This window comes from Agrobacterium sp. 6Ca8 (genome assembly GCF_055382765.1).
Window position 1 is genome coordinate 354,790 of sequence record NZ_AP026434.1, and the last position, 25,204, is coordinate 379,993.

Consider the following 25,204-nt stretch of genomic DNA (forward strand, 5'->3'; position numbering starts at 1 on the left):
ATTTTGCTGCCACGCGAGGCTGAGCCCTTACAGCGCAAAAAAACCTGCCTGCAGAACGCTTAGAGGGTCAACGCGAAATATAAGAGTCCCGATAATAGTATCAAAGGTAAGGAGACAATGGTGACGGGATGCTCTTCGAAATTTGCAAATCTGACCAGGGGCGTCGAAAATCGACCTGCTGCGAGCCAGAGCATCCTCAATATATATATAGATAAATAAAACATATAAATCACAAATGTGAGCGAAAGGGATGTAAAGAAGAAAGTGTATAAAGGCAACTTCCCGCCGATAACCGCTGCGCCTGCGAGCGTAGCGCTGAGTGCAGGAATATTAGAAGACAGCAGAACAAATCCATCTTCGCAAGTCGTATCATTTTTATCTCGCGCCGTTTGATCGCTGGGACACCAGCTTACAACGATGTCTCGAAGAGACAGCTCCGAGGCCCGCCGATTTGCATCATTCCGCAAGCTGTCGATCTTTTGAAAGCCCGGAGATAACCCAGCTACGGCGAAGAAATTATCTTGAACGTCGTCGGTCAAAAGGTAAGCGGCTGAGAACCATTGGCTCCAATATGTGAGCGGGCTCAAGTCGAACTCGATTTCGCCTCTAAAACTGTATTCGACTTTTGTATCCGGAAATTCGTCGTACGGTGTTAAGGTTCCGCTTTCTTGATGTAGGCTTACTGCGGAAGCTGGAAATTCCGACTTCAGAATACTATTGATTAAAGGGAATACTTGCGGTGGTCCCACTGGTTTCACAGCGAGAATGTAAGCGGTAGCGAGGCCGGAAAACGGTTTACCTTCTGCGTCTAACACTCGAAGTACGGAGACGCTTTTATATCGTTCTGGGTTGGAGAACTCTAACGACTTCATCATCTCGGAGATTTGGGGTGACGGTTTGCTTTCTTCAATGCTAACAAGAATATGAGTTCTCTCATGGAAATTTAGTAGAGTAGTTACTCCCACCACGAGGAAAAATGCGTATGCGAACGTGAATATATTTATGGAAGCAAGAAAATCCGTAAAAAGAAGAACTATAAGTGATCCTTTTGAATCTGTCTTATTGATGAGTCTAATTATAACCAAAGTCTGGGTGAAGGATAGATAGTCGACTATTATATTTGCGGCGATCATGTAGACAATAAAAGAAACATAAGTATTTATGTGGTCTCTCGATACGCCTGAAACTGTTTCAGAAAAGTCATAATTCAGCGCGAAGTATTGTATGTAAATAACCATTATGAAGGAGGCGACCGAGAATGCCCCCGATACCAAGGCAGATTTTAAACTAAATGGCTTTATTCGTTCAATAAAACCAATCGGATTATTGACGGCAGCCACATCGTATTTGCGACCAGTAATAAGGTTTTTGATCGAGTGCCCAAGCAGCTTTTTCGCGTCTTTATCCATGACTCTGTCGACTGCTGACACAAGGCCGATAAGTAACGCCATGAATCCAAGCGTTGGTATAAACTGCTGCAATTGGATTCTCCGATTTCACAATACTCGTTTTACGAGAAATATCGCACATACTAACTTCAAAAGGAAAAGGGCTTGGAGTCGTTACCCGTGTAGTTCTCCACTGTTTTTTGCGAACCTGCCGGTAATTGGCGGTACATCGATCGCACCCGCTACCCTGACGGACCGGCATGATGATTTTGCCGGTCCGTCTAGTTGGGGCGGGAATCGTCAGACTGCAGTGTTTCGGCTGATCCATTTTTGAAGTATAACCTCTGTCCCTCGAGGTCCGAGATAGGACAACACCGCAATCAAGCCGGTTGACGCTGGCTGGGGAACCCCGAAATACGAGGCGAAACCCTCACCGATAAACGCCATGCCGAAGGCAACCGGGATTTCCCATATCAGCTCAGGGCCGAAGAACCTGCGTCGGCCCTTGCGCGCCTCGTTGCCGTGCCACATGGCCCGGCCGAGGAAGGCGACGAACAGGGTGGCAAACGCCCCGCCGAACCATGTGCTTAGAACCTCATAAAGCGAGGTGTATTTTTCCGGCATGTCACTTTCCGTTCCCGTGTCTTGCGCATTCCGCGCGTGTCCAGATGCCGTCAACGGCGCAGATGCCGACCACGGTCAAATCGATCTTCCTTTGATCTTGAGGTGTTGCCCCGCGAGCGCCGATAAGGTCAGCGCCGACCACCCGGCGCAGGCCCGACACACTTGCGGGTGCCGTAGTGCCACACGCCGCCCCCATCGAGACAATCGCTAAAGCTGCTGCGGTCGCGATCCGATAAATCACCCGACGCATTGTTTTGCCTTTCGATGCTGGCCCGCACGCGATCCACGGCGTTACGGTCCACGATTAAAATAAAGGCGGCGACGAAACCCACCGCCGCCGCGACAAGGGCGAGATAAGGGCCGAACCGGGCAATCATGTCGTCTTGCTCCGATTGATCGTGATGCGGCCGGAACCGATCAGCCAGAACAGCACGCCGGCCGCTACGATGATGAAAACCAGACTGCCGAACGACCACGGATTGGAGATCGCACCGACCAGCGTTGCGCCACTATCGACAAAGCCTTTCGCGTCACCCATCGCGCCAAGGCCGAAGGCACCGAAGAAGCTGCCGATGATCGTCCAGAGCGAACGACTTTGCGCCACCGGCACGTTATCCGGCTGGGCATCGCGCTCGGCAACATCGTCCGGCAGGCCCTGATAATAGGCAAGGGTCGCCGCTTCCAAGGCGTCGAGGAAAGATTTGTAATAACCGGCGATCAACTTTGCCTTGTCCCTGCCGTTAACGACCGCGCGCGCGCCGACCGGATCATCCTTCTTGAGATTGAAGTAATCGGTCAGCTTCTTGCCGGTAAACAGGCCTTCAATCATGCCCACGATGGCAATCTCTGCGCTGATATCGAGATCGAGGGCGAGCGAAGGATTTCCAACCAGGTCAACACCGATCCGCTCGCCGAGGACTTTATAGTTTTCTTCGTGCGTGAGCTGGATATCGCCCCGGCCGAAATAGGCTTTACCGTTCGCGCCTTTGCGCCAGTAGGGCTTGCTGACCTGTCCGAGCCGGCCGGCTTTGTATGCCTTGTCCAAAGCAGCGATTGCGCCGGCGTCCGTCGAGGCGAAAGTTTCGCGCACCGGCACCATTCGGCCGCCCGTTTCGTGAAACACCGAAGCCAGAATGTAGGCGAGGTGGCGTTTATCCGGAGCGGGAATTTTATGAGAGTCCCAGCACCGGAACAGTGCATTCATGCCATCAATCTGGCCCTGCGTAAGACGGCCGCCAAAAGGCGCGCGCCTCGCATATGCGAAGAACGTTGTCGCATCCATAAGGATAACTCCGATTTTAATGAGGATTGCCCGAAGGCGAGGGGAGGGATTGAACCTTTGTGGTTCAAGCGCCCGGCAAGGCCGGACTTTGCCAAGTCACGCGATGCGACCAGACAGGAGAGGCCGACGCATCGCGCCGGCGATCAGTCATTTAGTTTTCGTCTGTACGCCCCAGCCGAGGCGTCAGGAAGTGGGCCGGCGTTGCGGGTGTACCAGGTGCACTGTCCGGCGCGACCTTGCCTCCACCTTCCGAACCGCCCTTCGAGCCGCCATCGCCGCCAGAGGAACCGCCGCCATCATCATCGTCGCCTTCTGTCGATGATTTGCCATCGTACAGCTTGCCGGAAATGTCGGTGGTGAAGGTGCCTTTCGCGACATATTTGTGCGTGGCCGTGTCGATGATGTAGGGCACGCCATCAAGGCCCGGCCGAATGCCGGCGTAGAGCAGGGGAGCGCCGGCGCAGATCGAGGTATCGCCAATCACCGTGACCGATGTGCTACCCTCGCCACGCTTCAGGCTTTTGGCTTTCGCCTGCGCCGCCTTGTCGGCCTCATCAGGCGAGGAAAACGGCTCCGGAATGCGGTAGACGCTTTCGCCATCCGCATCCGCGTCCGCTTCGATTTCGACGCGTTGCGCCTTGTCGCTGTCCTGATAGTAGGCAACCACCTTGTTGTATTTGGTGCGGTCACCAATATCGAATTTCAGGCTACCGAGCTGCACCATTTCAGGGGTGACGATGACACTACCGATATTGTTGCCGCTGGCCGATCTGCCCGAACCCAGCTTCGAGAACAGCAATCGGCCCTGCTTAATCGAGAACAGCCCGTTATGGCGCTGGGCGAGCCGGCGCAGGAAATGCAGATTGCTTTCATCCTGCTGTCCGATCCAATCATAGACGAACTTCGCCAGATCGGAATCAATCGCCGGCTTCAGGCCGCTCTCATCGGCGATCTGCGAGACGATATCGCCAAGGGATTTCTTATCCCATGCCCGCTCTTGCCGTTCCTTCAGCTTGCCGCTTCGGAAGTCCACGGCCTTTCCGGAGATCGACAGGCCATAGGGCAGACAAGAACCGTTGATCTTGTCGGCCGTGAAGGTGCCGAGCGAACCGAGGTTTTGGCCGTAGCCCATCCGGACCGCAATGATTGCACCCTTGCGGGGCAGGGCCAGAAAGTCGGGCGAGCCATCGTTCAACTCGATATCAACAGTATCGGATTTCAAGCCTTCCTTATCGGTCACTGTGATGGATTTCAGACGCTCATAGAACGTGCCGGCCACGGGCTGGCCGTCAATGGTGACTTCGACGCGTGGATGCATGGTTCAATCCCAAAGGCTGACGAGGCGCGGTTGCGTCGTGGTGGACGGCATGGCCGGCATGATGATCGTGGTGCCGAGCGGCAGCACCACGCCCAGCGCCGCGAGGCCCGGATTTGCTTCAAGCACGGCCTCGACGACTTTTTCAGTCCGGCCGTAATGTGCGAGGCAGGCGAGATCGACGGTTTCACCCTGCCGCGTGATGTATGTGTTCGACATGGAAAATCACCGGAGGAGATTGGAAAGAAAGCTTGTGGCGCGATCCAGAATGGAGCCACCGGGCAGAGGCATGGTGTCCGGCTGGCGCTTGAGCTTTATGGTGTAGGCGTTGCGCGCAGCCTCGCCACGCGCGTTGTGGTGGGACTTATCTTCCTCAATGCCCTGCACCGTGAAAATGCCTCGAATGACACCCTCGACCGCATCACCCGTCACCAGCATCATGGGCACGCCGGCGAGCGCTTCAGCGGCGATTCCATCGAGCTGCGATTGCCCGCCGAATTCTTCGGTGAAGATCACGCCGGCGATGGTGATTTCGTCTGACGTTGGGCCGGTCCATTGCTGGGGGTTGAGGGTTTGCCCCACGGCCACTTCAGTCCATTGGGTATTTAGGGAGCGTTTGACACCCTGATAGCCGAAGCCCAGCGCCTCGAAACCGAAGCCGCCGAGCATCATTGACGTGTAACCGGACATATTTTACCTCTGGCGACGCATGATGAATAAGAGGGGGAACAGCGGTGAAGCCAACGCTGATACTTGCACCGCTGCTGATATTCGCGACCGTCGCGCTCGCTGCACCTAAGAGGAATTCCACTCAGGTTGCGCTTGAGCTGGGAACGGTGCTGGCGGCCGAAGACTTTTGCGGCCTAAGCTACGATCAAGAGATGATCGCGTCATACATTGAGAAAAATGTCGCGGCCGACGACATGGGCTTTCCCTCGACACTTCAGCTTTTAACAGCGGGAAAGCAGTCGGAACACAAAGACATGTCGGCGACCGCGAAAGCGGCCCATTGCACACAGATACGCAGGGCCGCCAAGGCGAACGGTTTCATTCGCTAGTCGCTGAAAGCGCTCTCGACATTCTGCCGCACCTTTTCGCCTATCTGTGAGGCGGCAGCAATACCCGCCGCCTGCGGATCGGAAACGCCAGTGATACTGAACTGGTTGTTCACACTCACAACAACGGGCTGCTGGTTTGTGACTCTGACATCCTGCGTGCCGTTTGGCTTGATCATTTCGGCAATCGAGCCAGCGTCGATACGAGCCAAAACCGGCTGACCGGAGGCGCTTGCCGTGGCCGGCGCACCGCTCGCTGGTCCACCGACGCCAGAAATACCGGCGTGTTCGCGAAAGCTGAAGTCCGGTTTGGCTGCGTCGCCATACCAGAAGCGGTCCCAACCCGAGACGCCCGAAGCGTCCTTGTCAAGGCCGAAGAGCTTCTGCAAACCTTCCTTGTACTTTTGCTGGTTCTTGACCTGATCGTCAAACGTGTCGCCGGGGGTGTCGCCCAAACTCTGGACGGACAGGCCGAAGCCCAGCTGCGAACCGAAACCCTTCAGCCACTGGCCAGCTTGGCTGTACCATGGCAGAACGTCAGGGACATTGCCGCCCCCGCCTTTGGGGGCTTTCCCGCCCGGTTTTCCACCATCGCCACCCAGCCCCGGAAACTCACTCAGGGTTCCTATCGTCTTGAGGATTGAAAGCGCGGTACTCGCGCCGGAAAGAAGCATCAGCGCCCCCGCAAGCTTGCGAACCGTGCCGGCCAACATCGCTATGCCCGACGCATACAGAAAGAGCTGAAACCCGTAGCCGGACATTTCCGCTAGGAATTTGGCAAGCGGGTTATCCTTGATTGCGTCATTCAGTTCCCGGAGCGATGCGCCCCACTCTTTTGCCCTCATGAAAATGCTTCCGATGCGGTCGGCCGCATTTGGATCAACCGGTCCGACCAGCAAATCGCCCAAATCATTGACCAGTTCTTTTACACCGCCGTCATAGCCGAGGCCCTGCGCGAAGCCCCTTATCGACGCTTTCACCGTATCCAGAATTGTGACTCGATTCCCGAGAGTGTCGATGATTTCGCCGATGGCGAGCGCACCCTCATGTATCGACGGCAACATGCCGTCACCCATCTCGGAAAAGACATTAGAAATCTTGTTGCCCAAGAGATCGAGAACGTTACGCGTGGTGTTGGCGCGCTGGACATACTCGGCAAAGGCCGAGCCGGAATATTTCGTCCGGTCGGCCACGGATGCGAGGGCCTGGTCGAGCAGCTTGATATTCCCGACCAGCGGCATGAAGGCGCTGGCTTCGTCGCCGAAAAATTCAGACAGGAGCGCAGTCTGTTGATGCTTCGGAGCCTTGGCGATGGCCGTGAGAACCTTGCGCAAGGTGCCCTTCGCATCTTTCTGCATGTCTTTTGCGATGGTGGGCAAATGCAGGCCGAGGGCTTTTGCCGCGCCCTTTTGTGACCTCTTGGCAAAGTCGCCACGTGCCATTGCGCGGATAACGTTCTTCATCGCCGTGCCGGCCGTGCTGGCATCCGCGCCGGCCGCGATCATGGCGCTACCCATGGCTGCAACGTCTTCTTTCACAAAGCCGCTCATCTCGCCGATGGCGCCAACGCGCAGCATGAATTCGGTGACATCCTTGGCCTTGGACGCCATGTTGTTTGACAGATGGTTGATGGCGTCGGCCATATCGCCCGTTTCAGCGACATTCAATCCGAGCTGGGTTTTGAGCTTGGCTAGGCTTTCGCCGGCGTCGGCCGCCGTCATATCGAAGGCAACGCCGACACGCGCGGCCATTTCGGCAAAACTTTGTAGATCCTCAGTCGCCACGCCGGACTCGCCGGCCGCCGCGAACAGGGCTGCAATGTCGGTTGCGGCCAGAGGGATTTCGCCCGACATGCGCCGGATGCTACGGCGCATGTATTCAAACTGTTCGTCAGTCGCCTCGACAACCTTTTTCACGTCAGCGAAAGCGGTTTCGAACTCGATGGCAGCGCCGGCCGTCGCCGAGATACCTTCGGTCGCGCCGAGGTAGCCGGCACCCAGCGCGATGGCCTGCCCCATCAGCCCGCGCATCGGCGCGAACGCCTTCATCTGCTGGCCTTGCAGCCGGTCGAGAGTGCGGAAGATTGGCGCGGATTTTGCGACGACATCTTCCAGAAGGGAGATGCGCAGGGTGCTTTGCACGACAGACATTTACTGCCTCATGATCTGGTTCAGCTCGCCGACCTTCGTGTAATAGGCCAGCAACTTTTTCGGTGACCATCGCTCGATGGCGTCGAGCGATGTGTGGGCGAAGCGCGCGACAAAAACGGCGATTAGCCGCCAGTCGTGTCCTTCTTCTTCTCGTTTCCCAAGAGGCCGCTCGTTGCGGTGACGATCTTGGAAAAATCCTTTGCGCCAATCTTCTTGAACGCCGGCAGAGGCGTGTCAGAGATAGAGGCAAGGATGGCGGTCATCTTCGCAAGCTGGCCGGGGAACTGGTCGCCCACGATCAAATCGCCCACGGTAGGCTCGCGGAATGTCAGAACCGGATAACGGTCCTCACCGTGGGTGACAGGCTTGGACAGAGTAACGACAACGGTTTCGTTATCGGTGGCGGTATTGGTATCGGTATCGGTCATGGTGAAACCTCAAAGAAATGGCCCGCACGAAGCGGGCCTGATGAAGGAAGAATTTCGGGAGGGAGTGACGCGCCCTTAGAGCAAGAGCGCGCGTCGAATGTCGCCGTTCTGAAGAACGCCACCCACTCGGAATTCGAAGTCGGTCATCTCGTAGATTTCCTCCTCGTCAATTTCGAGTTTGTAATAGTTCACGTCCACGGCGTAGTCGTTTGCCGACAGATCGCCACCCTTCCAGGTGCCGGCATCGGGCTTGTAGAGCTTGCCGCGAATGGACATGACCGCGCTGTGCGTGGTGCCATCTTCATCGACGTGTGCGCCCGTGACGAGGAAAGGCGTGTCAGCGCCGGGCTTCAGGCCGAAGAGCTTCAGGATTTGCGGATCGAGACCCGGCATCTTGAAGCTGAATTCCAGCGCATTGTATCCAAGGTGAACGTTGCGTTCCTTGATCATGCCGGAATTGCGCATCCCCTCGCGCTTGGCTTCGGGAACAGGCGGCGTAATGTCGCCAATCTGGCCCAGCTTGCTTTCGCGGTCTGCCCACAGCATGCAGTCGCGAAGGATATATCGGGGTAAAGTATTTGCTGCCATTTCAGCCTACTCCTTAAGCGGCAATCGGTACCGGGAAGATTTCGATGGTCCCATTGTCGTTCGCCGCATTGAGCAAGAGGCGGTAGTAGACAATGTTACGATGCGTCGTGATGTGGATTTGCTCCATGATGCCGACCGGCTCGAATTCCACATCAAGGAAGATTTTGCCCTGCGCCATGAGGGTGGGGGTGTTGAGGTCAGGCAACCAGCAGCGACCGCCGAGCAGGTCTTCATTCAGGACGAAGGCGCGAATTGCTTCGTTACCATCCTCAAGCATCATCTTCAGGTTGGCCTTTGTGAATTTGCGATCCACGTACAGGAAGTAGATATCCTCCAGAGACTCGTTGACCATGTCAGCGGTCGCGCGGACGCTATCGAACTGCCAAAGCGGATCATCCGTCGCCAGACGGCTACCCCAGGTGCGGAAGCCGCCACGTTCGTTGATGATGGTGGCCACCTGATTTTCGTTCAGGTAGTTGGCATCATCCGGATACATGATCGAGCGGGCAACGCCGTCGATGGTGCGGATGATCTTGTTCGAAACAGAACCCGACACACCCTCGCTGGAAGCCACCACGCGGGAGCGCACGCCGGCGAACACAGCCGCGACCGGCTTTGTCACCGGAACGCCATTCACGTTCTTGATGACCTTGGGATCAATCGGCAGGATGCGACCGCCATTGATCGTGCGACGGAAACGCAACGCTTCCGCGCTGGTCGTATTCGGGCCGTTGATATAGGCGCGGGCGCGAATTTTGGGGGTGACGGTGTCCAGCGCCGACACAAACGGGTTTGCAACATCACCGACGTTCGCCGTCGCCTGCGGCAGCACTTTTGCCGCGTCCGTGCCGCCACCTTCAAAGGTGATCGCGGGCGGTTCCGAAAGCTTCTTGCCGGGTTTGACGACGCGGACAGCCACAACCTTATCCGCGTTCACGCCTTCACCCATGACGGCTTCCAGCGTTGGCAACTCCTTGCCCTGATCGTCTCCGCCGCCCGTCGCTTTTACAATTGGCGGCTCCGTCAGCTTGGAGCCTTCGGCAACAACGGAAATCGACACGACGCCGGCTTCTATCCACGCACCGGTATTGCCGGCCGTGATGATGACGCGCGGCTGATAACCGGTCAAAGCTTTTGCACGCAGAGCGGCATAAATGCCGGTCCGCGCGACCGGATCGCCAATCAGGTTCGCTTGAAGCTGTGCAGGATCGTCGCTGTGCTCAACACGATTGATGATGCACCACGATCCGCCCTCGCCGAAAATCGTCTGCACGTCTTCGAGAAGCGTGCCATCAGCACGAAGGCCGGCCGCCTGCGTCAGAGAGGTGACGAGCGTCGGATAGTTCAGCGGAAATGCGGCCGGATCGGCATCAGGTGCAGTACCGTTGACGAAGGTAATGCCTTGGCGCTGAACACGAAGAAGAGAGGGCGTCACCGCGCTTTCAACCAAGGTCACGCCATGCGCATAGGCCAGGTCAGCCATTTATAGACTCCTTTGAAAGTTTCAGATTTTGAAGGGGGGCAGGGTCCGGTTTCACGACCGGACAGGGAGATGCGTCCCGCCACGAATGGCGGGACGGAGTTTGTCAAAGCGTGAGAGGCGTCACGGCCAGTAAGCCGGCTCCGTTGCAAAGTCGGCAGGGATCGGGCTCATGTTCTTTAGCTCGCGAGCCGCCAGAATATGAGCCTGCTTGTGGCCGAGCGCGGCGTATCCGAAGCGCATGACGGTTTGAGCATCCATCGGCTGGGTCGTGTTGTCGGCCGCGATCCACCTGAATTCAGGTGGCGCATTAGGGTCTAGCAGGCGCTGCCATCCGAAATCACCGGGCGCAGCTCCGAGAGCAACCGCGTCTGTTGCGGCCTTAACCGCCCCGGCGATATTCTCACGGTCCTCCGGACGGGACTGGTAGAGAATTCCATCGAACACGAAACCCGCCTCAACGCGACGGTCGCGCTCGATATCGACATCGAGTGCGGTCACCCCGCGAAGCGCTACCAGCTCGGCGGCATATGTGGCCGCCAGTGCTTCGATTTCGGCGGGAGTTGGTTTTTCAGCCGCCAAATCCCATTTGACAATAATGGCCGTGCTGGTCCTGTCGGGGCTGTTTGGCTTCACCTTATGGGCACACCAGAAGTCCGCGCCGTGGATTGCCGCAGGATGAAGCTTGCGAATGAGGAAAGCCAGTTCGTCTGATGAGAGATCGTAGGGCAATCCTTCAGTGCTGTAAGGGTCGCTCATCAGTTATTCCTCAACAGTTCGGCACGCAGGTTGATGACATTCGTGCCGTTCGAGCTGCGCAGCCCGACCAGAACGTAAGGCGCTGGGGCATCGGTAGTGCGGGCGTTGTAATTCGGGTCAATGGAGCCGAACTCCCAAACACCCCCCTCTCGCTGAACGCGCGCGCCCCGATCCGCGAAGCGGTCGGACAGCCAACCGAGATAGGCCGTCCAGAGATTGCCATCGCTGTTGACGCGGAAAAGATGAACCCCGTTGCGAAGGAAATCGAATTCTGCGTTGTTCGGCTGTGCGATAATCCGCCAGTTGAAATCACCGCCGTAGCCGTTGGGCGAGAAGTCGATAAGGCATGCACCGCTCGCGGCAGCACGCATTTCCAGCATAGCCGCATTGGCTGAGGGCTGGATCGTGATCGAGCCATTGACGACACCGCCAATCAGCCGCAGATAACGCCCATCGAACAAGGCCGTCAGCGCGGCCTTGATGTTCCCCCATGTCGTCCGGAACATGGTGGACGTGCCGGATTTCACACCTGCGAAGGTGTCACCGTCATCTGGCGTTGCCAGTCCGTTTGCGCCTGCAATGGCCGCGCCCACCGTAGCGGTTGTGGTCAACGCGGGCAGGTTAGCCAACGGCACCTTGCCATCGACCCCAAGGGGAGCCACGCCTTCCGGCTGGTTCAGCAGGTCGTTGCGCATGTACTCGGAGAGGCTTGCCTGAAGGCTCTCCAAGCCTTCTGTAGTCGCATAGTAGGCCGGCAACTGCCCGCCAAACTTCAGCGTGTCGGGTGCCTTTCCGCCGACGATGATCTGGTCGATCTGTTCCTGCGCCAAAGTGATTTTGGTTTGCAGGGTGGCAATTTGTGGCGCGACATTGACCTGAATGTAATCGAGCGAGGCTTGAATGCCCCGCTCTTCGAGTTCTGTGAACGATGCTGCGCGCGCCTCAACTACCCGAAGGCGCTCATCGACATCCCCCATGGTAAAGTTCCACAGAATGCGGTCGATGAGTGTCTTGGGGTATGAGGGCACCTGATAGCCGTTAGACCTCTCTGGCATAGTCAAGCACCTCGTCGCCTTCCTGCGCGATGATTGCCGCCACCAGCTCACCGCGCATGTTGATTTCGTTCAGGGGGTAGAAGGTGAAACGCCCCCACTTCACGATGCGAGAGAGTTTCACATCGTAGGATTTCTCCGTGTCGATCTTGAAGGCCATGGGAGCTCCTTAAAGTGCGGCAATGAATGCGTCCTGCACGAAGGGCACGGTCGCAACATTGTTTGTGGTGGCAGCAGGGCGCATGCGGGCGGCTGTTGTCGACGCGCCGAGCATGTAGGTGGAAAGATACGTCCGGCGCGCAGGCATCTGCGGATCGATCGTGATTTCGGTTGTGGTTGGATTAACCACCGCGTTGCCCACCATGATGGCAGGCGTAAACGTGTGGCGGTCTGGATCGAAGCTATCCAGCGTGTATTGCGTCTGGATGCTTGTTGTCGCGAAACCGAACGGAAAGCTTTTCGTGACGGCTCGCATGGCGTTGCGATTGCGGGCAACCCGCGAAACCGCTTTCTGGTCGAGCTGGATCATCGGCTGCAAATCTGCCGTGCCCATCATGACCATGCGCAGCTCTACCGAGGCCGGCAGACCAACAAGCGGGTTTTTCGAAGGGTCGCCGTCATCAAGCTCCGTCCAGACTGCCGAGCCGGACGGCCGGATTTCCCATCCAAGCTTGCAGCCGCCAGGCACCCAACCGGCAAACAGCATGTCGATTTGCGTCATGCCGTCCGCAAGGTTCAAAGCCTGCATCGGAATAACCGTGCGCGGGCTGCGGTAGCGAGCTGCATTCAGCCGGAAGCAGATATCTGTTTCCGTTGACCCCTGCGCGAATGCGCCGTCCGTCGTCAGAAACTGCGTTCCACCCGTATACTTGTTCGCAGCGGAAACATGCAGCGCGTGCGCGCCTGTCGTCACCGTTATGAACGCATATCGCTTGCCGCTTTCGAGCAATGTGATCGGCAGGACAACCCTGTTCCAGCCGACGACTAGATCGGCGTGTTTCAATTTGCCCTGCGCCAGCACCGCATCGAAACGTGGCGCACCGCCAGTCGTGGTTTCCACGATGAACACATGCACATCACCGTCAGTATCGACGCGAGCGAATGACAGATCGAGACTCGTGATCTGCATCGGCTGAGCCACAAGGAAGGTTTGTCCGTAGATGGAGCCATTGATGCCCACATCCTCAGTCACGTACTCCCAATAAGGTTCGCTGTAGATTTCTTGGCGAATTTGCCGCACGCCATAGGTCTGGTGCCCCGGCCCATAGTTCGCATCGCGATAGACCACTTCGAAAGTTTCTCCGCCAACATTGAGCATCTGCCCGACGCGCGCATCGCCGCCGAGGCCAGCCCAACCCGCCGCGTTTTCGCAAGCGTGCATCGTCGGGCCGTAGGTGACCCGGATACGCGATACTTCCTTTCTGACGAGCGTGGTCTCCGTGTGCACCAACTGCGAGATATTGAGCGATCCATCCAGCGCCGTATTGGCTATGCGCGTCACCTCGTCAAAGGCCGGCACCATGCGGCGATCACGAAAGGCAATCTTCGGATCGTCTTCCGCCTGCACTTCGAGGCGGGCCTGCACTTCAGCAGCAAAGCCGAAGCGGATACCCTCCTCGACGCGCGCCAGCCAATCGACATGGGCCATGTCCCAACGGTCCTTGATCAGACCGTCATCGAAGACATAAGCGCGGGCCTCGTCAGGCAAATCGACTTTGAGCCGTGCAGCCCCGATATCGCGTTGCATCTGGCGGATCACTTCACGACGCGGAATTTGCGTCAGCTCGGCCGTGATATTGACGATCTGCGTTTCAATCGTCTCGGTCCTCATGAAGAGGCCATCGAGATCGACTTCCAGCGCCGTGACGCGGCCCTCTACTTCAAAGAGCGTTTTCACGCGCGAACTGTTGCCCGGTTCTATGGCGTCGATACCGGTCGATTTCAGCAGAACGAACGCAATACAGGCATCCGTGGAATCAACGAGCGGCTTGACCGGAACCGGGTTTGCTTCGCCCGGCTGCACAATCAGGTCAACGACGCGGCGGATGGTTTTAGGCGTTGTGCGGTTGACGATGACACTGGTTTCAGGATCGTCGGATGTTTCGAAGGGCCGCGTTGCAGTATCGGTGATTTCGCGGCCGCGCAGAAGGACGGCAACCCAGCGCTGGTCCGATGCAGCGGCGGGAATATGAAGCTGCAGATTCATATTGGCTGGCGCTTCGTGCGCGTAAACGATCTTGCCGGCGACATAGCGGCCGGCCGAAACCGTGATTTCCTGCGCGGATTTCTTCGCCACCGTGAAGGCGGCCCAATGAGCGGGATAGCCGATGGCATCAAGCCAAAGGTTGTCCGTGGCCTCCTGCCCCTGCAAACCGATGGCTTCGAAATCGGCGTGATCAGCGATTTCGGCTTCAGAAAAAGCGGTTCTCTGCATGTCTGTTTCCCTCAATCCAGCCGCTTGCGGTCCATGTAACCGCCGAGGGCATGGCTTCCGTCGATGAAGATGTTGTCGTCAAAGGTGATGCCGCGCCGCCATGCGAAGGAAACTGAGTAGAGCGTTTCCGGCGTTTTGGCGGTGGTCATGGCCAGCTTGGCGCGGCGGATGGGTTCAAGGTTGACCGGCGTCATTGCGGCCCGCCCGAAGGCGCTACGGCCGATCTGGAAGCGGTTCTTCGGGGCGGTCAGCGTGACGCGCACCAGGTAGTGCGCGACAAATGGCTTATGCGCGATGGGCGTTCGCCCGATCACCGCCCGGCCGAAGGTGAAACGGCTCGGATGTGCGATGCGATCCACAATCTCCGCATCGACAAAGGCGAGATAGCGTTTCAGTCCGGCGAGGGTGCCTTTCAGCGCCGCCAAAGGTGACGCCGGGTAAAGCGTGGAAACGCCGGCGCATTGCGCGATCATTTCCCGCTTTCGCTCTTCGGTCCAATCGTCAAACCAGAGATCGACCGAATGATGCACGGCAAGCCATGGGAGGAACCGCGCCGGCGTCTGGTATGGGTCCATCAGCACGGCGTAAGGGATCGGCAAGTCATCCGACATTGCGGCGGCAAGCGCCTTTTCGAATTCCTCCGACGATGGCGGAAGCAAAACGCCTACATCGCTCATGCCCGCACCTCAATCTGAACATCAAGGCTGGTCATGACGGGCACCTTGTACGGGTCAGGCTCGATGACAACGGGCGCAAGATCGCGCACCCGGATCACGCCATCGCCGAAGGCAGCGCCCGAAAGCAGGGCTTCCGGGACTTCGCCGCCAATCAGGATGCGGGAGGTTGCCGCCGCGATGATGCGCTTTTCCGCTTCCGCCTTGATGATGCCGGCGCTGGCGCGAGCGGCGACGATTTCGAGCGAGAGCGAAACCGCGTATTCAGTGCGGCCGGCCGCCATGACCGAAATGGCGACGGCTTCCGGCGCGCGGTCCGGATGTGTGACAGCAGCCCGGATAACGGCCAGCTCGGCATCTGTCGGAAGCCTGCCCATCGGACCCGCTATGACAACATCCGTATCACCGCGCCGGCCGTGGACCGCCCGGCCATTCACCCGCGCATCCCAAAGCCCAAGCGACTTGTCAGCGGATTGCGGCCACGCCGTCCAGGCATCGAAGAGATAGCGGCCGGCCGAACCAGCAGCCGGCAAATCGAAGGACAGGAGATAGCGGCGAAGCAAGGCGTCATCGCTTTCCATGATGGCGGGCGAGCTGGGCGTGGCAGGGGAAACGACCAGACGGACAATATTGCGGCCGGCTGTGATGGCTTCCAGATTGCTGCCCTTGGCATAGGCCGCCAGCAACGACCGAAAGACATCATTGACGCGCTGGCGATCCATCAGGCGCAGATAAGACCACGCTTCGCCGACAATGCCGGCAGGATCGGTTTCAAGGTTTTGCACGTCATAGACCGGCAAGGCCGGATTGATGGCGCGCATCTGGTTCCAGAATTCCAGAAACCGGACCTTGAAGGCCGAATAGAGGGTTTCGAAGTCCAGCGCCTCGATAGCATCCGGAGCCGGCAGGCGCGAAACGTCGATGGCGGCCGGCGCGTAAACAGCAAGTGTCATGATGATCTGCCCGCTATGACGACCCGCGTGCTTTGATCTTCCGCAATGGAATAATCGCCGCGATGGCCGAGAGGATAATAGACGCCGAAGATTTCCAGCGAGATTTTGCCGCTCGCATCGGCACGGCTGACTTTTCCGAACCGCATCCGGAAACGCGGTTCCCATTTCTGGATCGCGATTGCGGCCGAGGAATAGAGCGCCAGCACGTTGCGGCGTGTCATCTTCGCATCGACCAGGTCCGGCAGCTCCGAGCCGAAATCACGTCGCATGACGCGCGCGCCAATCGGCGTGTTGAGGATTTTGTCAATTGACTGCTGGGTGTGATCCCAATCAGTCAGGGGTGCGCCGGTTGCGGCGTTGACGCCTGTTGAGCTTGGCATCCTCTTTCCCCTTTTCATCGATTGGCGAGACGACATCGCCGAAGGGCGGCGTAAGCTCGCGGGCCTGATCGGCAGACAGTTGGATGGGTTCGCCGGCATTGCGCCAGCGCCCGGCAATCTCGCAGCCGGTACGAACCGTGTAATTTTTCATGGGGGTTCCTCAGTCTATCGCGAAGACTTTTCCCGAGCCTTCGACAATCGGCCATTTTCCGGAAGAAGAGCCGGACATGACGTGCACCAGGTCGCCGATCCGCGCGACCTTTTTGCCGCCGTCGCCGCCGAGCTGCACGTTGTCGGATTGCACAATGACCTTTTCGGCCGTCACTTTCACAAGGCCGCCCGTCGCCTCGATGACGGTGTCGCCGATCTTTACGTGAAACGGCGTGTCGCTGTTTTCGCGGGCGTTCTCGTCGCTATAGGTCGAGAAGTCGATCTGCGCGTCTGCGAGATCGCCGCTTTCTGACACCACGTCCACTTGCTCGCCGACGCTGTAAAGCACGTCGACCTTGACGCCACCGGCCGAAAGCGTGCGCGCCTTGATCCATGGTGTCACGTAGGGTTTCTCACCCTGCCGGGACAGCTCGACGCGATACCTGCTCTTGTCGTCGCTGATTTCGGCAATCTTGCCTTTGCGGCGACGGTTGCGCTCGCGGCGCTCGATATCGGCAATCCGATAATTCAGTTCCTCGATATGGTGGACTAGCCAGTCATCACCCTTCATGGCGCCCCCCCATCCGGAAGCGTCAGCAGCATGGCGTCCGCTTCGCTGTGTGTCATGCCATAGCGCCGCATCGCAGCTGCCAGCTCTTCATCCTCGCCGGCGATCTGCGCTTTCATGAGTGCGATCTTTTTGACCATGTCCGGCTCGCGGTGCACCAGGTCGCTTTCGCATTTCGCGAAGAATGCGGCCATCGGCGTTCCCGGCTTCAGGGGGTGGCCCGCGACCGGCTCGGCAATGGCGGCAACAGTCATTTTCATCTGATGCGCCGCCAACCGAACGCCGTTCGTGTCGCCGCTGATACGCGCGCGCTGGCATTTCTCGACCCGCAAAATCAAGCTGTTAAATATCGCAGCCCACTCATTGTCCGGATCGGCCAGCGCATCTGCAATCTGGCGAAGCGTCATATCGAGATAAAATTCGAAGTTGGCGTCGGCCGCAGGGAGGCCATTCATGATGACCTTTTCCTCCGTAAGCGGATCGGTCATCAGGTGCGGCGAAGCAACGCCGGCTTCAAAAACGAGATCGATTTCGCCGCTGGCGATCAGGGAGCGCAATTCAAGGCCGCTCACCTGCTTGCTGTCGTCGGTATAGACCGAAACGAATTGCTTTTCCTGCGGAGTTTTAAGCTCGCCGGCGGAGCTGGTTTCCAAAGCGCCAATCTCGCTATCGAGAACATTGTCGCCAACCAGAGTGCGGCCCTTGAAAGCTTGAACGGCGCAGATGCGGAGGGCAATACGAACAAGAGACATGGCACCTACCAGCGTCAGGCTTGATTAAGCCCGGCAATCAGCCGGGTGTGGCTACGGTCATCGACCGTGGAAACTTCAAAGACAGGTTCGCCGGGGCGATCCAAGGCGCGCAGCTTGTCTTTCTTGCGAAGGACGATATCGGGATATTCGGTGCGGTCGATGTAGAGAGCCGCCTTTCCCGCCGCGATCCGCGAGTGCAGGGAGCGGCCGCCGCTGACATCGAGCGGCCCGGCCGTTTCGTCGCCAGTCCGCAGAACCGCCATGATGACGACTTGCGGCCGGTCCGGATCGGCTTTCTCGTTTTTCATGGGCGACAGTCGAATGCGCTCCGCAAACCTTTGGTCGACTCCGGACACAACCGCATCGCGCGCGGCCCGAAAGGAAGAAGCAATCGGCATGGCAATCCCCATGGAGTGCGCCCGGCCGCCGAGCTGGCGACCGGACGATTGTTGATGATCAGTTGCTGGTTTTGAGCTGCACCAGGCAGTCAGGCTGCTTGCAGATGGCCAGCATGTTGGACTGAGATTTCATTTCGAGGCCGGTTCCGTGATCGAGAACCTTAGTCGAGATGAAGATCGAACCGTCTTCACCTTCCGTAGGCGCCTGATTGACACGGTCGATATGATAGGCCGGGCCGTCATACGTGCGGAACATGGATTGCGTGCCGGTCGGGTAGGCCGTGCCGCTGTTGTCATCAACGTTCTTGACCGTCGAGATAGCGCCATCGTTCGCTTTGACCGGCAGACCGCCCTTGTACTCGCGGAAGAGAATGTCGCCGAATTCGAAGACGCGGCCCCAGTTGCCGCCGAGGCGCTGGCGTTCGAGCGTTGCGTGAAGGCCTGAATTGTTCGCCTGCACCCAAAACTTTTCGACCTTGGCATGCGAGATCAGCTTGGAGAAGAATTTCGTATCGACCACGGCTTCCACCGCGCCGACCGTTTCGCCTCTGGCATTGCTGATGATGTGGTCGCTTGCTTCCTCGCACTTGGCGCGGACATCGGTAGCGGCCGTGCCGAGCGCGAAATCGATTTCCTTCTTTTCGACGCCGAACGTGTCGTAAAGATTGTAGAGCGTGCGAAGCTTGCCGTCCTTGATTTCGCCGCGGAGCATGCCCAGCCGCAGGAACTCGCGGGTAATAGCGTGGTTCTTACGGATGATGACAAGCTTGCGTTCAAGCTCGGCGTCGAGCGAGCGCTCGGTGATTTCGCCGTTGACCACTTCGAGCATGCCGTCGATATCGCCCACAAGGATGTTTTCGAAGTGGGTGAAATGGGGGATCGCAATGATCATGCCGTTCTGGTCATCATCGCCGGCAACCTCACCAGGCGCACCCGGCTCCTGATGCGAGAGAACGACGATCTGGCCGTCGCGGAAGTCGATGCGAACCATGCGCGAACGCTTCGGTTCGCTCGGCGCGATGTTGAGCGCGTTCAGGAGGCCGAAGGTATTCGGCAGTTTGTTGACCTCGTCAGTGAGTTCAACGTTGGAGTAAGGCAGCAAGATTTCAGGCATTGCCGATTGTTCCTTGTGAAGAAAAAGGCGCAGGACATCGCGTCCCGCGCGCGCAGGCTGAAAGGCCGGCTATTGATGGAAAGGGTGGATCAGGCGCGCAGGATCAGGCCGAGGCGATCTTCGATATCTGTGATGGCGGCGGCCTGCTGTTCGACAGTGACGCCAGCGGGCCAGACGATGTTGGCACGGTTGAGAACCGAGAAGCGACGGGAATAAAGCAGACCGTCAACGCGGTCCACGCCGTCCGGCGCTTCGCAGTCCTTCAGGCAAACGCCGTGCACGATCTGGCTACCGTCCGTCGCGGCCGGGTCCCATGCGACCAGCTTGCCGAGCTTGTCGCCGGCCGGCGCTTCTTCGGTTCCGGCGATCCGGCCGACGAGCTGGCCGAGCTTGACCAGGCGGGCGTTACCGCCAGTGCCGCCGAGCAGGGTGCCAACGGCACGCGAGATTTCGGGATCTACTTCCTTCTTCAGCAGCGTGGACATGCCGGGGGTCTGCTGGAATTTCATGACAGGCAAAGTGCCCATGGTTCTTTCCTTTCGAAAGGAATTGGAGTTTCAGGGGTGGCGCGCGGAGCCGATCAGCTCTTTTTCATCTTGGCGGCGCGGGCATCCATGCGGGCGGACAGACCGCCCTTGGCCTGCGGCTTGCCGTTCGGTTCGCGGTTGAGGTTTTCCGCATTCATCATGCGGCGCGGCGGCTGGTATTCTTCCTCGCCGGCGTCCGCTTTCGGCGCGACGGACAGTGTAGCCTTGGCGGCCTCAACAGTGTTGCCGGCGTTGAACAGATGTTCGGCAAGCGCCTCGCGGCCCTTGGCTTCATCCAGCGCCATGATGGCGGCGCGGCGGTCAAGCGCCTCTTTAACGGCGTCGTTCGCGGAGGCCGTCAGTTTCGCGACCTGTTCTTTCAGGCCATTGTTTTCCGTTTCAAGCAGCGCGGCGCGCTCTGCGTCGGTCATGGTGGTTTCCTTTGGAGGGTTTGGCGTTTGGGTCTTTGGTGGATGGCTGGATGCCATCGACCATTTCTTCGTTTTCGCCAGCGCGACCAGTTTTCTGGGCGCGTGCGCAAACAGGCTGTAATCGAAGGCCGCAACCGGCTTTGCCTTTGTGGTGGCCGTCGCATCGGCGAAGCCTTCGGCAACCGCTTCATCGGGGGTAAACCAGCGTTCTGCCTTCATGATTTCGCGGCAGTCTTCAGCGCTCTTGCCGGACTTTGCGGCGTAGACGCGCGCATAAGAGGTAGCTAAGGCTTCCAGCGCCTCGATTGTCTTGCTGTGTTCGCTGGAATTTCCGAAGGTGAAACCGCTCGGATCATGGATCATCATCACGGAGCCGGCCGTCATGGTGACGGTTGCGCCGGCCATGGCAATCAGCGAGGCGGCCGACGCGGCGATGCCTTCGATGACAATGTTCGTGATGCCGGGGCGAGCCGACAACAGCGCGTGGATTGCAGCGCCTTCCGTCGCGACGCCGCCGCCTGAGTTCAAATGAACGTCAAGTTCGGAATCGCCATCGATCTGTGAAAGCGCGACGATCACATCGGCAGACGTAAAACCGTCATCGTAGTAATACTCGCCGACATAGCCGGAAAGCCGAAGCTTTCCGTCTTCAAGGATTGCAGCCATTTGGGATTACCTCAGTAGGGCCGGAAACGACCGCTGATAGCGTGCCGCCGAATTTTGGGTTTCTCGTCGCGCGCAATCTGGCAATTGCGGAGGGCTTCATTCAAAGCGCGCTGCACCTGGTCGAGCGAGGCGGTGGAATAGCGCATCATGTCTTCGCCGAAGCGGCCTTCCGTCATCATCTCGCCGGTAAGCAACGCTTCCTCGACGCGGCGCAGTTTGACTGCGCGCGCGCACCAGTCGATCTTCAAAGGATCGTCATTATCGGCCATCAGGCGGCCTCCTTTGTTGGATCGCGGTTGCCTTCGGCAGCAGCCCCAAGCGGCCCGCCGCCCCCGCCTTGCGAGCGGCCAAACGGATGCGGAACCCCTTCAGCGTCGAACATCCTCTTTTCGATGCCGAGCTGGGCGATCTGTTCTTCGCCGTTCCTGCCAACGAGTGCGCATTCGTCATGGAAAGTGGAAATTCCCGTTTCCATACGAACCTTGGCAGCAAGCGCCGCCTTGTAATCGTCGGCAGATGGTGCAGCCGGCCCGCTCCATTCAGACTGGAAGACGCTTTCGCGGTCCCGGCTGAAGGCTGCATATCCGCCCTTGAATGGAATGATCTTGCGAAAGATCATCTCATCAAGCCAGCGCTCGAAAACACCCTGAAGGAACGGGGCAACGATCCGCGAGCGCCGACGCATGACGATAGGCCAGATGGTGGCAACGGCCATACGAACCGATGAATAGGAGGCGTTGGAATGATCCATCGCCAGCGCCTCGTATGTGATGCCGAGGCATCGGGCGATTTCCTTCAGGAGACTTTGGAAGAACGGGAGATACTGCGAACCCGGCGTTGCTGCCGAGTGCATCTCGAAAGTTTCGCCCGGCCCAAGATGGTTGATGCGGCCGGACTCGGACATCGAAATGCCCTTGTTCTTCAGGGCATCAATTCGATTGCCCCAAACGTCCATCAAGTCTTCCTGCAGGCCGCCGATGAATTCGTTCCAATCACCCTCATAACCTTCGGGCGCGTCCATGTCGGAAAGCGTCCGGATGGCGTCAAACGCGGATTCGCTGGGTTCGGGACTTTTGATAGTCGCGGCGAATATGGTCTGTATCAGGGCCGTGGCAAGCGTTGCATCCGCGAGCTGATCGGATTGTGCGATGACCTTCAGCGCCGGCGCAATGACCGAAATCCCGCGCGGGCTGTTGAGGTTCGCGGCGCGGTCCATGACATGGATAACGTCAGCGCCGTCAATGGTCCGATCGGTCTCGATACCGTTTTTGCGGACGCGGAACTTGTAGCCAATCGCCCGGTTGTGTTCGTCATGATAGACGCCCTGATCAAGCCCCTCGCTTTCGATGGTCGTGCGCGGGCAACGATGAGAAGCAAGAATGGAAACCTTCAGGCCGATTTTCAAGCCGAGGCGGCGTTGTTCATCCAAGGGCAGATGATCGAGAACCGCAAAGCCCTCGCCCGAGGCAAGAAAGCTCAACAACAGTGCTTCTGCCATATCTGCAATCGTCGCCTTGCCGGCGAGATCGCATTCCTTCGGGTTCCACGCAAAGCGCCGCCATGCCCGTTCAACCTTGCGGCACCACGCGGAGGCCTGCTTTTTGGTGTAGCCGAAGGCTTCGAGCTGGGAGCGAAGATTGAGTTTCAGTTCGTCGCCGATGGTGTCGGTGATGATCTGTTGAACCGCGCCCGATATCCAGCCGCTGTTCTGCATGAAGTCGAAGGCAAGCGCCGAGGCGCGTTCGGCCGACTCGCGAACATCGAGGCGGGCATCGCGCGTGACGGCGCGGCGCATGGCAAGGGTTCCTGCCGTGTCGCCGCGCAGATATCGCGCAGTCATCTTTCGCGCCAGCGGATTGTTTGCGGCCGGGGCAGTTACCCGAACCGAATTCGCCTTGACGCGATGGCGAGGTTTTTCACTCAAGAGTATGACCCCCAACGTTTGCGCTGACGCGACTTCTTGCCGGTTGCTGGCGCTGGTTTCTGTTTTTGCTTGCTGAAGGGGCTTTCATCGGCCAGGTCGAACAAGTCGTTTATCTGTTCCGTGTCCCCGTGAAGATCACGGATCAAATCGGCCCAGCGGTCCGTTGTCAGCCGGCGCTTGTTTTCGAGGTGCCAGCCAAGCGCATAGGCGTAAACGGTCACGTCAAACCAGTCATTCTGGCGACCGTTGATCTTCTTCCATTTGCGCCCAGCCTTCGGATTGACCAGTTTTCGCGAACCGCGCTTGAGGCTGGTTCGCGCCTCTTCTTCCTCGTCAACCAGCCTTTCGGCCGTCAGCTCCTTGGCGAAATCGTTGTCGCAAAGGTTGGCAGCAAAATGGATGGTGCCCCGTGGCCACTGGTTATCCTCGCCGACGCCCTGCACCAGGTTGGCGAGGGCGGCCGCAACGGCCGTTTTCACATCGTAGAGGCCGACCGGATAGAGCAGGACTTTCGCAATCACGCGGTTGCGATGATCCTTGATATCCTTCTTTTTCGGCGTTCCGAGCCATGGCAGGCCGATGGGTTCGCGACCATCGAGAGCAAGAACATTCGGCCGGCCGGCGCAGAACCGGTAAACCCGGTCCGTTGCCCAGCCGGTATCGACGCCGGAAATGTCCAAGCCCTTTTCCCTGCCGCTCGGCGTGATGTAGGTCCGAGAGAGCGCGTCAGAAAGCTTGATCCATGGTTCGTCCGACTTGTCGGGCGATCCCTCGAAAATCTCGCGGTCGATAAGGCAATATTGCCCGCGCGGCCCGATGGCATAGACACCCCACTTGATGCCGTAGCCCTGAACGTCAGCCGCTGAAACCAGCAGGGCCGCCCATTCCGGAATCACGTTGTTCGGTATGCCCTCGTCACGGGCCGCCTCGACGATCTTTTCATGATCGATTTCGACGCCGCCCGGATCGTATGGCAGGGCCAAATCCTGCTGATAAAACGCCTTCATTTTGGTGGTATCGCCTTGCGCGTCTTCCCACCGTTTCCAGATTTCGGCCCAGCGTTCGCGGGGCGCGTAGGCGGCCCAAAGGTGATAGCTCGGTTCCCATTCGCGGCACCTGCCCTCCTTTACGGAGCAAAGCCAATTCGCAAGATCGGCCGGCGCTATCGCCAGCGGTACCGGATCGTCACCCTCGTGGACGCGGCGCGCGATCCAGTGTGCCTGTTCCTCCATCTGGCGCTTGTGGCCGTCAAGGATCGGTTCGTCACAGCGGATGCAACGCATGTGCACCGGGAGGCCGCGCGCGGCGTCCGGCCCGCGCATCATGTCGAATTCGAGCGCCTGATAGGTGCCGCAATGCGGGCACGGCATATAGCGATATCGCTGATCGCCCGCCTCAAAATCTTCGGTTATCGCGCATTCGCCGGCGATGCCCGGCGTTGATCCCTGCCACTCCTTAGCAAGGTCGCCGTACATTTTCTGACGCGCCCGCGCCTGATCGCGAGGACTGCCGCGCCCGTCAACGTCTTTCGGGTAGCCCGTGACTTCGTCCATCGCCAGATACTTGATGGACACCATCTGCAAGCCCTTGGAAGAACCTGCATTGACGATCTGGCAGAAGCCACCGGCATAGCGCTTGAACGCGGACGTGCTGCCCTGTTCGTCACGGCTATTAACCGGCATCACCTTGTGAGCGATGCGGGGCGATACCTCGATTGTCGGCTGCAATTTGATGCGGTTGAACTTCGTCGCTTCTTCCAGCGTCGGCAGCACGATCATCATCGAGCCGGGCGCTTGATCCACGATGAAGCAAAACCAGTTTTCAATTGCGGTCGATTTGCCGAGCTGGGCGGCCCACCGGCATGTGACGCGCCGCGCCGGATGATCCGGATGCAGGCAATCTTGTGGCTCGCGCAGATATGGAACGCGGTCCGTCAGGAAGTCACCCGGCCACGGGGAACCCGATTCCGGCGACACCTTGCGATAAGCGTCAGAAAATTCGCTTATCGTCAGGTCTTCAGTCGGCCGGCTGGCGGCCGCCATGCCGCGAAACAGGACCAACGCCCCATGGACAAGCTCTGGAAATCGAGCGCGAACATCGTGAATGGTCACT

General features: G+C 58.5%; 30 protein-coding genes. 1 reads left to right on the forward strand and 29 read right to left on the reverse strand.

Features of this window, described 5'->3' with window-relative positions; translation table 11 throughout:
- Window positions 1-59 precede the first annotated feature (59 nt).
- The 8 genes from ACZ5A6_RS15805 to ACZ5A6_RS15840 form a co-directional block, all read right to left on the reverse strand.
- Window positions 60-1,481, reverse strand: coding sequence for a hypothetical protein (locus ACZ5A6_RS15805; RefSeq protein ID WP_464111115.1), 1,422 nt, complete (start codon window positions 1,479-1,481; stop codon window positions 60-62).
- 207 nt (window positions 1,482-1,688) lie between these two features.
- Window positions 1,689-2,012 carry a phage holin family protein gene (locus ACZ5A6_RS15810; protein ID WP_464111116.1) on the reverse strand — a complete coding sequence of 108 codons (324 nt, stop codon included), beginning with the start codon at window positions 2,010-2,012 and terminating at the stop codon, window positions 1,689-1,691.
- A gap of 1 nt (window position 2,013) precedes the next feature.
- The gene (locus ACZ5A6_RS15815) at window positions 2,014-2,208 is read right to left on the reverse strand and encodes a hypothetical protein (protein ID WP_464111426.1); all 195 of its coding nucleotides are present in this window, start codon (window positions 2,206-2,208) and stop codon (window positions 2,014-2,016) included.
- Complete coding sequence (locus ACZ5A6_RS15820) at window positions 2,141-2,389, reverse strand: hypothetical protein (protein WP_464111437.1); 249 nt, start codon at window positions 2,387-2,389, stop codon at window positions 2,141-2,143. Before ACZ5A6_RS15820 ends, ACZ5A6_RS15815 begins: the two co-directional genes overlap by 68 nt.
- Entirely contained in the window at window positions 2,386-3,294 is a 909-nt protein-coding gene (locus ACZ5A6_RS15825) for a glycoside hydrolase family 19 protein (protein WP_464111117.1), read from the reverse strand. The genes ACZ5A6_RS15820 and ACZ5A6_RS15825 overlap by 4 nt, the downstream gene beginning before the upstream one ends.
- A 151-nt stretch (window positions 3,295-3,445) precedes the next feature.
- Window positions 3,446-4,612: a phage late control D family protein gene (locus ACZ5A6_RS15830; protein ID WP_464111118.1), complete on the reverse strand. Its 1,167-nt coding sequence runs from the start codon at window positions 4,610-4,612 to the stop codon at window positions 3,446-3,448.
- Window positions 4,613-4,615: 3 nt separating this feature from the next.
- The gene (locus ACZ5A6_RS15835) at window positions 4,616-4,828 is read right to left on the reverse strand and encodes a tail protein X (protein ID WP_020811263.1); all 213 of its coding nucleotides are present in this window, start codon (window positions 4,826-4,828) and stop codon (window positions 4,616-4,618) included.
- Window positions 4,829-4,834: 6 nt separating this feature from the next.
- Window positions 4,835-5,299 carry a phage tail protein gene (locus ACZ5A6_RS15840; RefSeq protein WP_464111119.1) on the reverse strand — a complete coding sequence of 155 codons (465 nt, stop codon included), beginning with the start codon at window positions 5,297-5,299 and terminating at the stop codon, window positions 4,835-4,837.
- A gap of 44 nt (window positions 5,300-5,343) precedes the next feature.
- Between ACZ5A6_RS15840 and ACZ5A6_RS15845 the strand changes: the two genes are divergently transcribed.
- Window positions 5,344-5,667, forward strand: coding sequence for a signal recognition particle (locus ACZ5A6_RS15845; RefSeq protein WP_112157552.1), 324 nt, complete (start codon window positions 5,344-5,346; stop codon window positions 5,665-5,667).
- Here ACZ5A6_RS15845 and ACZ5A6_RS15850 read toward each other — a convergent pair.
- The 21 genes from ACZ5A6_RS15850 to ACZ5A6_RS15950 all read right to left on the reverse strand — a co-directional run bounded on the left by ACZ5A6_RS15850 (window position 5,664) and on the right by ACZ5A6_RS15950 (window position 25,203).
- Window positions 5,664-7,814 (reverse strand): phage tail tape measure protein, encoded by a 2,151-nt coding sequence (locus ACZ5A6_RS15850; protein WP_464111120.1) that lies wholly within the window; start codon window positions 7,812-7,814, stop codon window positions 5,664-5,666. The two genes, ACZ5A6_RS15845 and ACZ5A6_RS15850, sit on opposite strands and share 4 nt — an antisense overlap.
- A gap of 122 nt (window positions 7,815-7,936) precedes the next feature.
- The gene (locus ACZ5A6_RS15855; protein WP_464111121.1) at window positions 7,937-8,242 is read right to left on the reverse strand and encodes a phage tail assembly protein; all 306 of its coding nucleotides are present in this window, start codon (window positions 8,240-8,242) and stop codon (window positions 7,937-7,939) included.
- Window positions 8,243-8,317: 75 nt separating this feature from the next.
- Window positions 8,318-8,830, reverse strand: a complete 513-nt coding sequence (locus tag ACZ5A6_RS15860; RefSeq protein ID WP_464111122.1) for a phage major tail tube protein — start codon at window positions 8,828-8,830, stop codon at window positions 8,318-8,320.
- Between the two features lie 13 nt (window positions 8,831-8,843).
- Window positions 8,844-10,313, reverse strand: coding sequence for a phage tail sheath protein (locus ACZ5A6_RS15865; protein ID WP_464111123.1), 1,470 nt, complete (start codon window positions 10,311-10,313; stop codon window positions 8,844-8,846).
- 120 nt (window positions 10,314-10,433) lie between these two features.
- On the reverse strand, window positions 10,434-11,069 hold the full coding sequence (locus ACZ5A6_RS15870; protein WP_464111124.1) for an XkdW family protein: 636 nt from the start codon (window positions 11,067-11,069) through the stop codon (window positions 10,434-10,436).
- Window positions 11,069-12,046 carry a hypothetical protein gene (locus tag ACZ5A6_RS15875; protein ID WP_464111125.1) on the reverse strand — a complete coding sequence of 326 codons (978 nt, stop codon included), beginning with the start codon at window positions 12,044-12,046 and terminating at the stop codon, window positions 11,069-11,071. The genes ACZ5A6_RS15870 and ACZ5A6_RS15875 overlap by 1 nt, the downstream gene beginning before the upstream one ends.
- A 61-nt stretch (window positions 12,047-12,107) precedes the next feature.
- A complete protein-coding gene (locus ACZ5A6_RS15880) occupies window positions 12,108-12,281 on the reverse strand; it encodes a hypothetical protein (RefSeq protein WP_269842234.1) in 174 nt (57 codons plus the stop codon).
- A 9-nt stretch (window positions 12,282-12,290) separates the two neighbouring features.
- Window positions 12,291-14,555, reverse strand: a complete 2,265-nt coding sequence (locus ACZ5A6_RS15885; protein WP_464111126.1) for a hypothetical protein — start codon at window positions 14,553-14,555, stop codon at window positions 12,291-12,293.
- Window positions 14,556-14,566: 11 nt separating this feature from the next.
- Window positions 14,567-15,232, reverse strand: a complete 666-nt coding sequence (locus ACZ5A6_RS15890) for a phage tail protein I (protein ID WP_464111127.1) — start codon at window positions 15,230-15,232, stop codon at window positions 14,567-14,569.
- Window positions 15,229-16,182, reverse strand: coding sequence for a baseplate J/gp47 family protein (locus ACZ5A6_RS15895; protein ID WP_464111128.1), 954 nt, complete (start codon window positions 16,180-16,182; stop codon window positions 15,229-15,231). Before ACZ5A6_RS15895 ends, ACZ5A6_RS15890 begins: the two co-directional genes overlap by 4 nt.
- The gene (locus ACZ5A6_RS15900) at window positions 16,179-16,562 is read right to left on the reverse strand and encodes a GPW/gp25 family protein (RefSeq protein ID WP_078053395.1); all 384 of its coding nucleotides are present in this window, start codon (window positions 16,560-16,562) and stop codon (window positions 16,179-16,181) included. Before ACZ5A6_RS15900 ends, ACZ5A6_RS15895 begins: the two co-directional genes overlap by 4 nt.
- On the reverse strand, window positions 16,513-16,713 hold the full coding sequence (locus ACZ5A6_RS15905; RefSeq protein ID WP_464111129.1) for a hypothetical protein: 201 nt from the start codon (window positions 16,711-16,713) through the stop codon (window positions 16,513-16,515). The genes ACZ5A6_RS15900 and ACZ5A6_RS15905 overlap by 50 nt, the downstream gene beginning before the upstream one ends.
- 9 nt (window positions 16,714-16,722) lie before the next feature.
- Window positions 16,723-17,283 (reverse strand): phage baseplate assembly protein V, encoded by a 561-nt coding sequence (locus ACZ5A6_RS15910; RefSeq protein ID WP_464111130.1) that lies wholly within the window; start codon window positions 17,281-17,283, stop codon window positions 16,723-16,725.
- On the reverse strand, window positions 17,280-18,032 hold the full coding sequence (locus ACZ5A6_RS15915) for a hypothetical protein (RefSeq protein WP_464111131.1): 753 nt from the start codon (window positions 18,030-18,032) through the stop codon (window positions 17,280-17,282). Before ACZ5A6_RS15915 ends, ACZ5A6_RS15910 begins: the two co-directional genes overlap by 4 nt.
- A 14-nt stretch (window positions 18,033-18,046) precedes the next feature.
- Window positions 18,047-18,340, reverse strand: coding sequence for a hypothetical protein (locus ACZ5A6_RS15920; protein WP_464111132.1), 294 nt, complete (start codon window positions 18,338-18,340; stop codon window positions 18,047-18,049).
- 148 nt (window positions 18,341-18,488) lie between these two features.
- Window positions 18,489-19,544, reverse strand: a complete 1,056-nt coding sequence (locus ACZ5A6_RS15925; RefSeq protein ID WP_464111133.1) for a major capsid protein — start codon at window positions 19,542-19,544, stop codon at window positions 18,489-18,491.
- An 89-nt stretch (window positions 19,545-19,633) separates the two neighbouring features.
- Window positions 19,634-20,071 (reverse strand): head decoration protein, encoded by a 438-nt coding sequence (locus ACZ5A6_RS15930; RefSeq protein ID WP_464111134.1) that lies wholly within the window; start codon window positions 20,069-20,071, stop codon window positions 19,634-19,636.
- Between the two features lie 53 nt (window positions 20,072-20,124).
- The gene (locus ACZ5A6_RS15935) at window positions 20,125-21,168 is read right to left on the reverse strand and encodes a head maturation protease, ClpP-related (protein WP_464111135.1); all 1,044 of its coding nucleotides are present in this window, start codon (window positions 21,166-21,168) and stop codon (window positions 20,125-20,127) included.
- Between the two features lie 11 nt (window positions 21,169-21,179).
- Window positions 21,180-21,437 carry a hypothetical protein gene (locus ACZ5A6_RS15940; protein ID WP_464111136.1) on the reverse strand — a complete coding sequence of 86 codons (258 nt, stop codon included), beginning with the start codon at window positions 21,435-21,437 and terminating at the stop codon, window positions 21,180-21,182.
- Window positions 21,437-23,092: a phage portal protein gene (locus tag ACZ5A6_RS15945; RefSeq protein ID WP_464111137.1), complete on the reverse strand. Its 1,656-nt coding sequence runs from the start codon at window positions 23,090-23,092 to the stop codon at window positions 21,437-21,439. Before ACZ5A6_RS15945 ends, ACZ5A6_RS15940 begins: the two co-directional genes overlap by 1 nt.
- A complete protein-coding gene (locus tag ACZ5A6_RS15950; protein ID WP_464111138.1) occupies window positions 23,089-25,203 on the reverse strand; it encodes a terminase gpA endonuclease subunit in 2,115 nt (704 codons plus the stop codon). The genes ACZ5A6_RS15945 and ACZ5A6_RS15950 overlap by 4 nt, the downstream gene beginning before the upstream one ends.
- Window position 25,204: the final 1 nt, after the last annotated feature.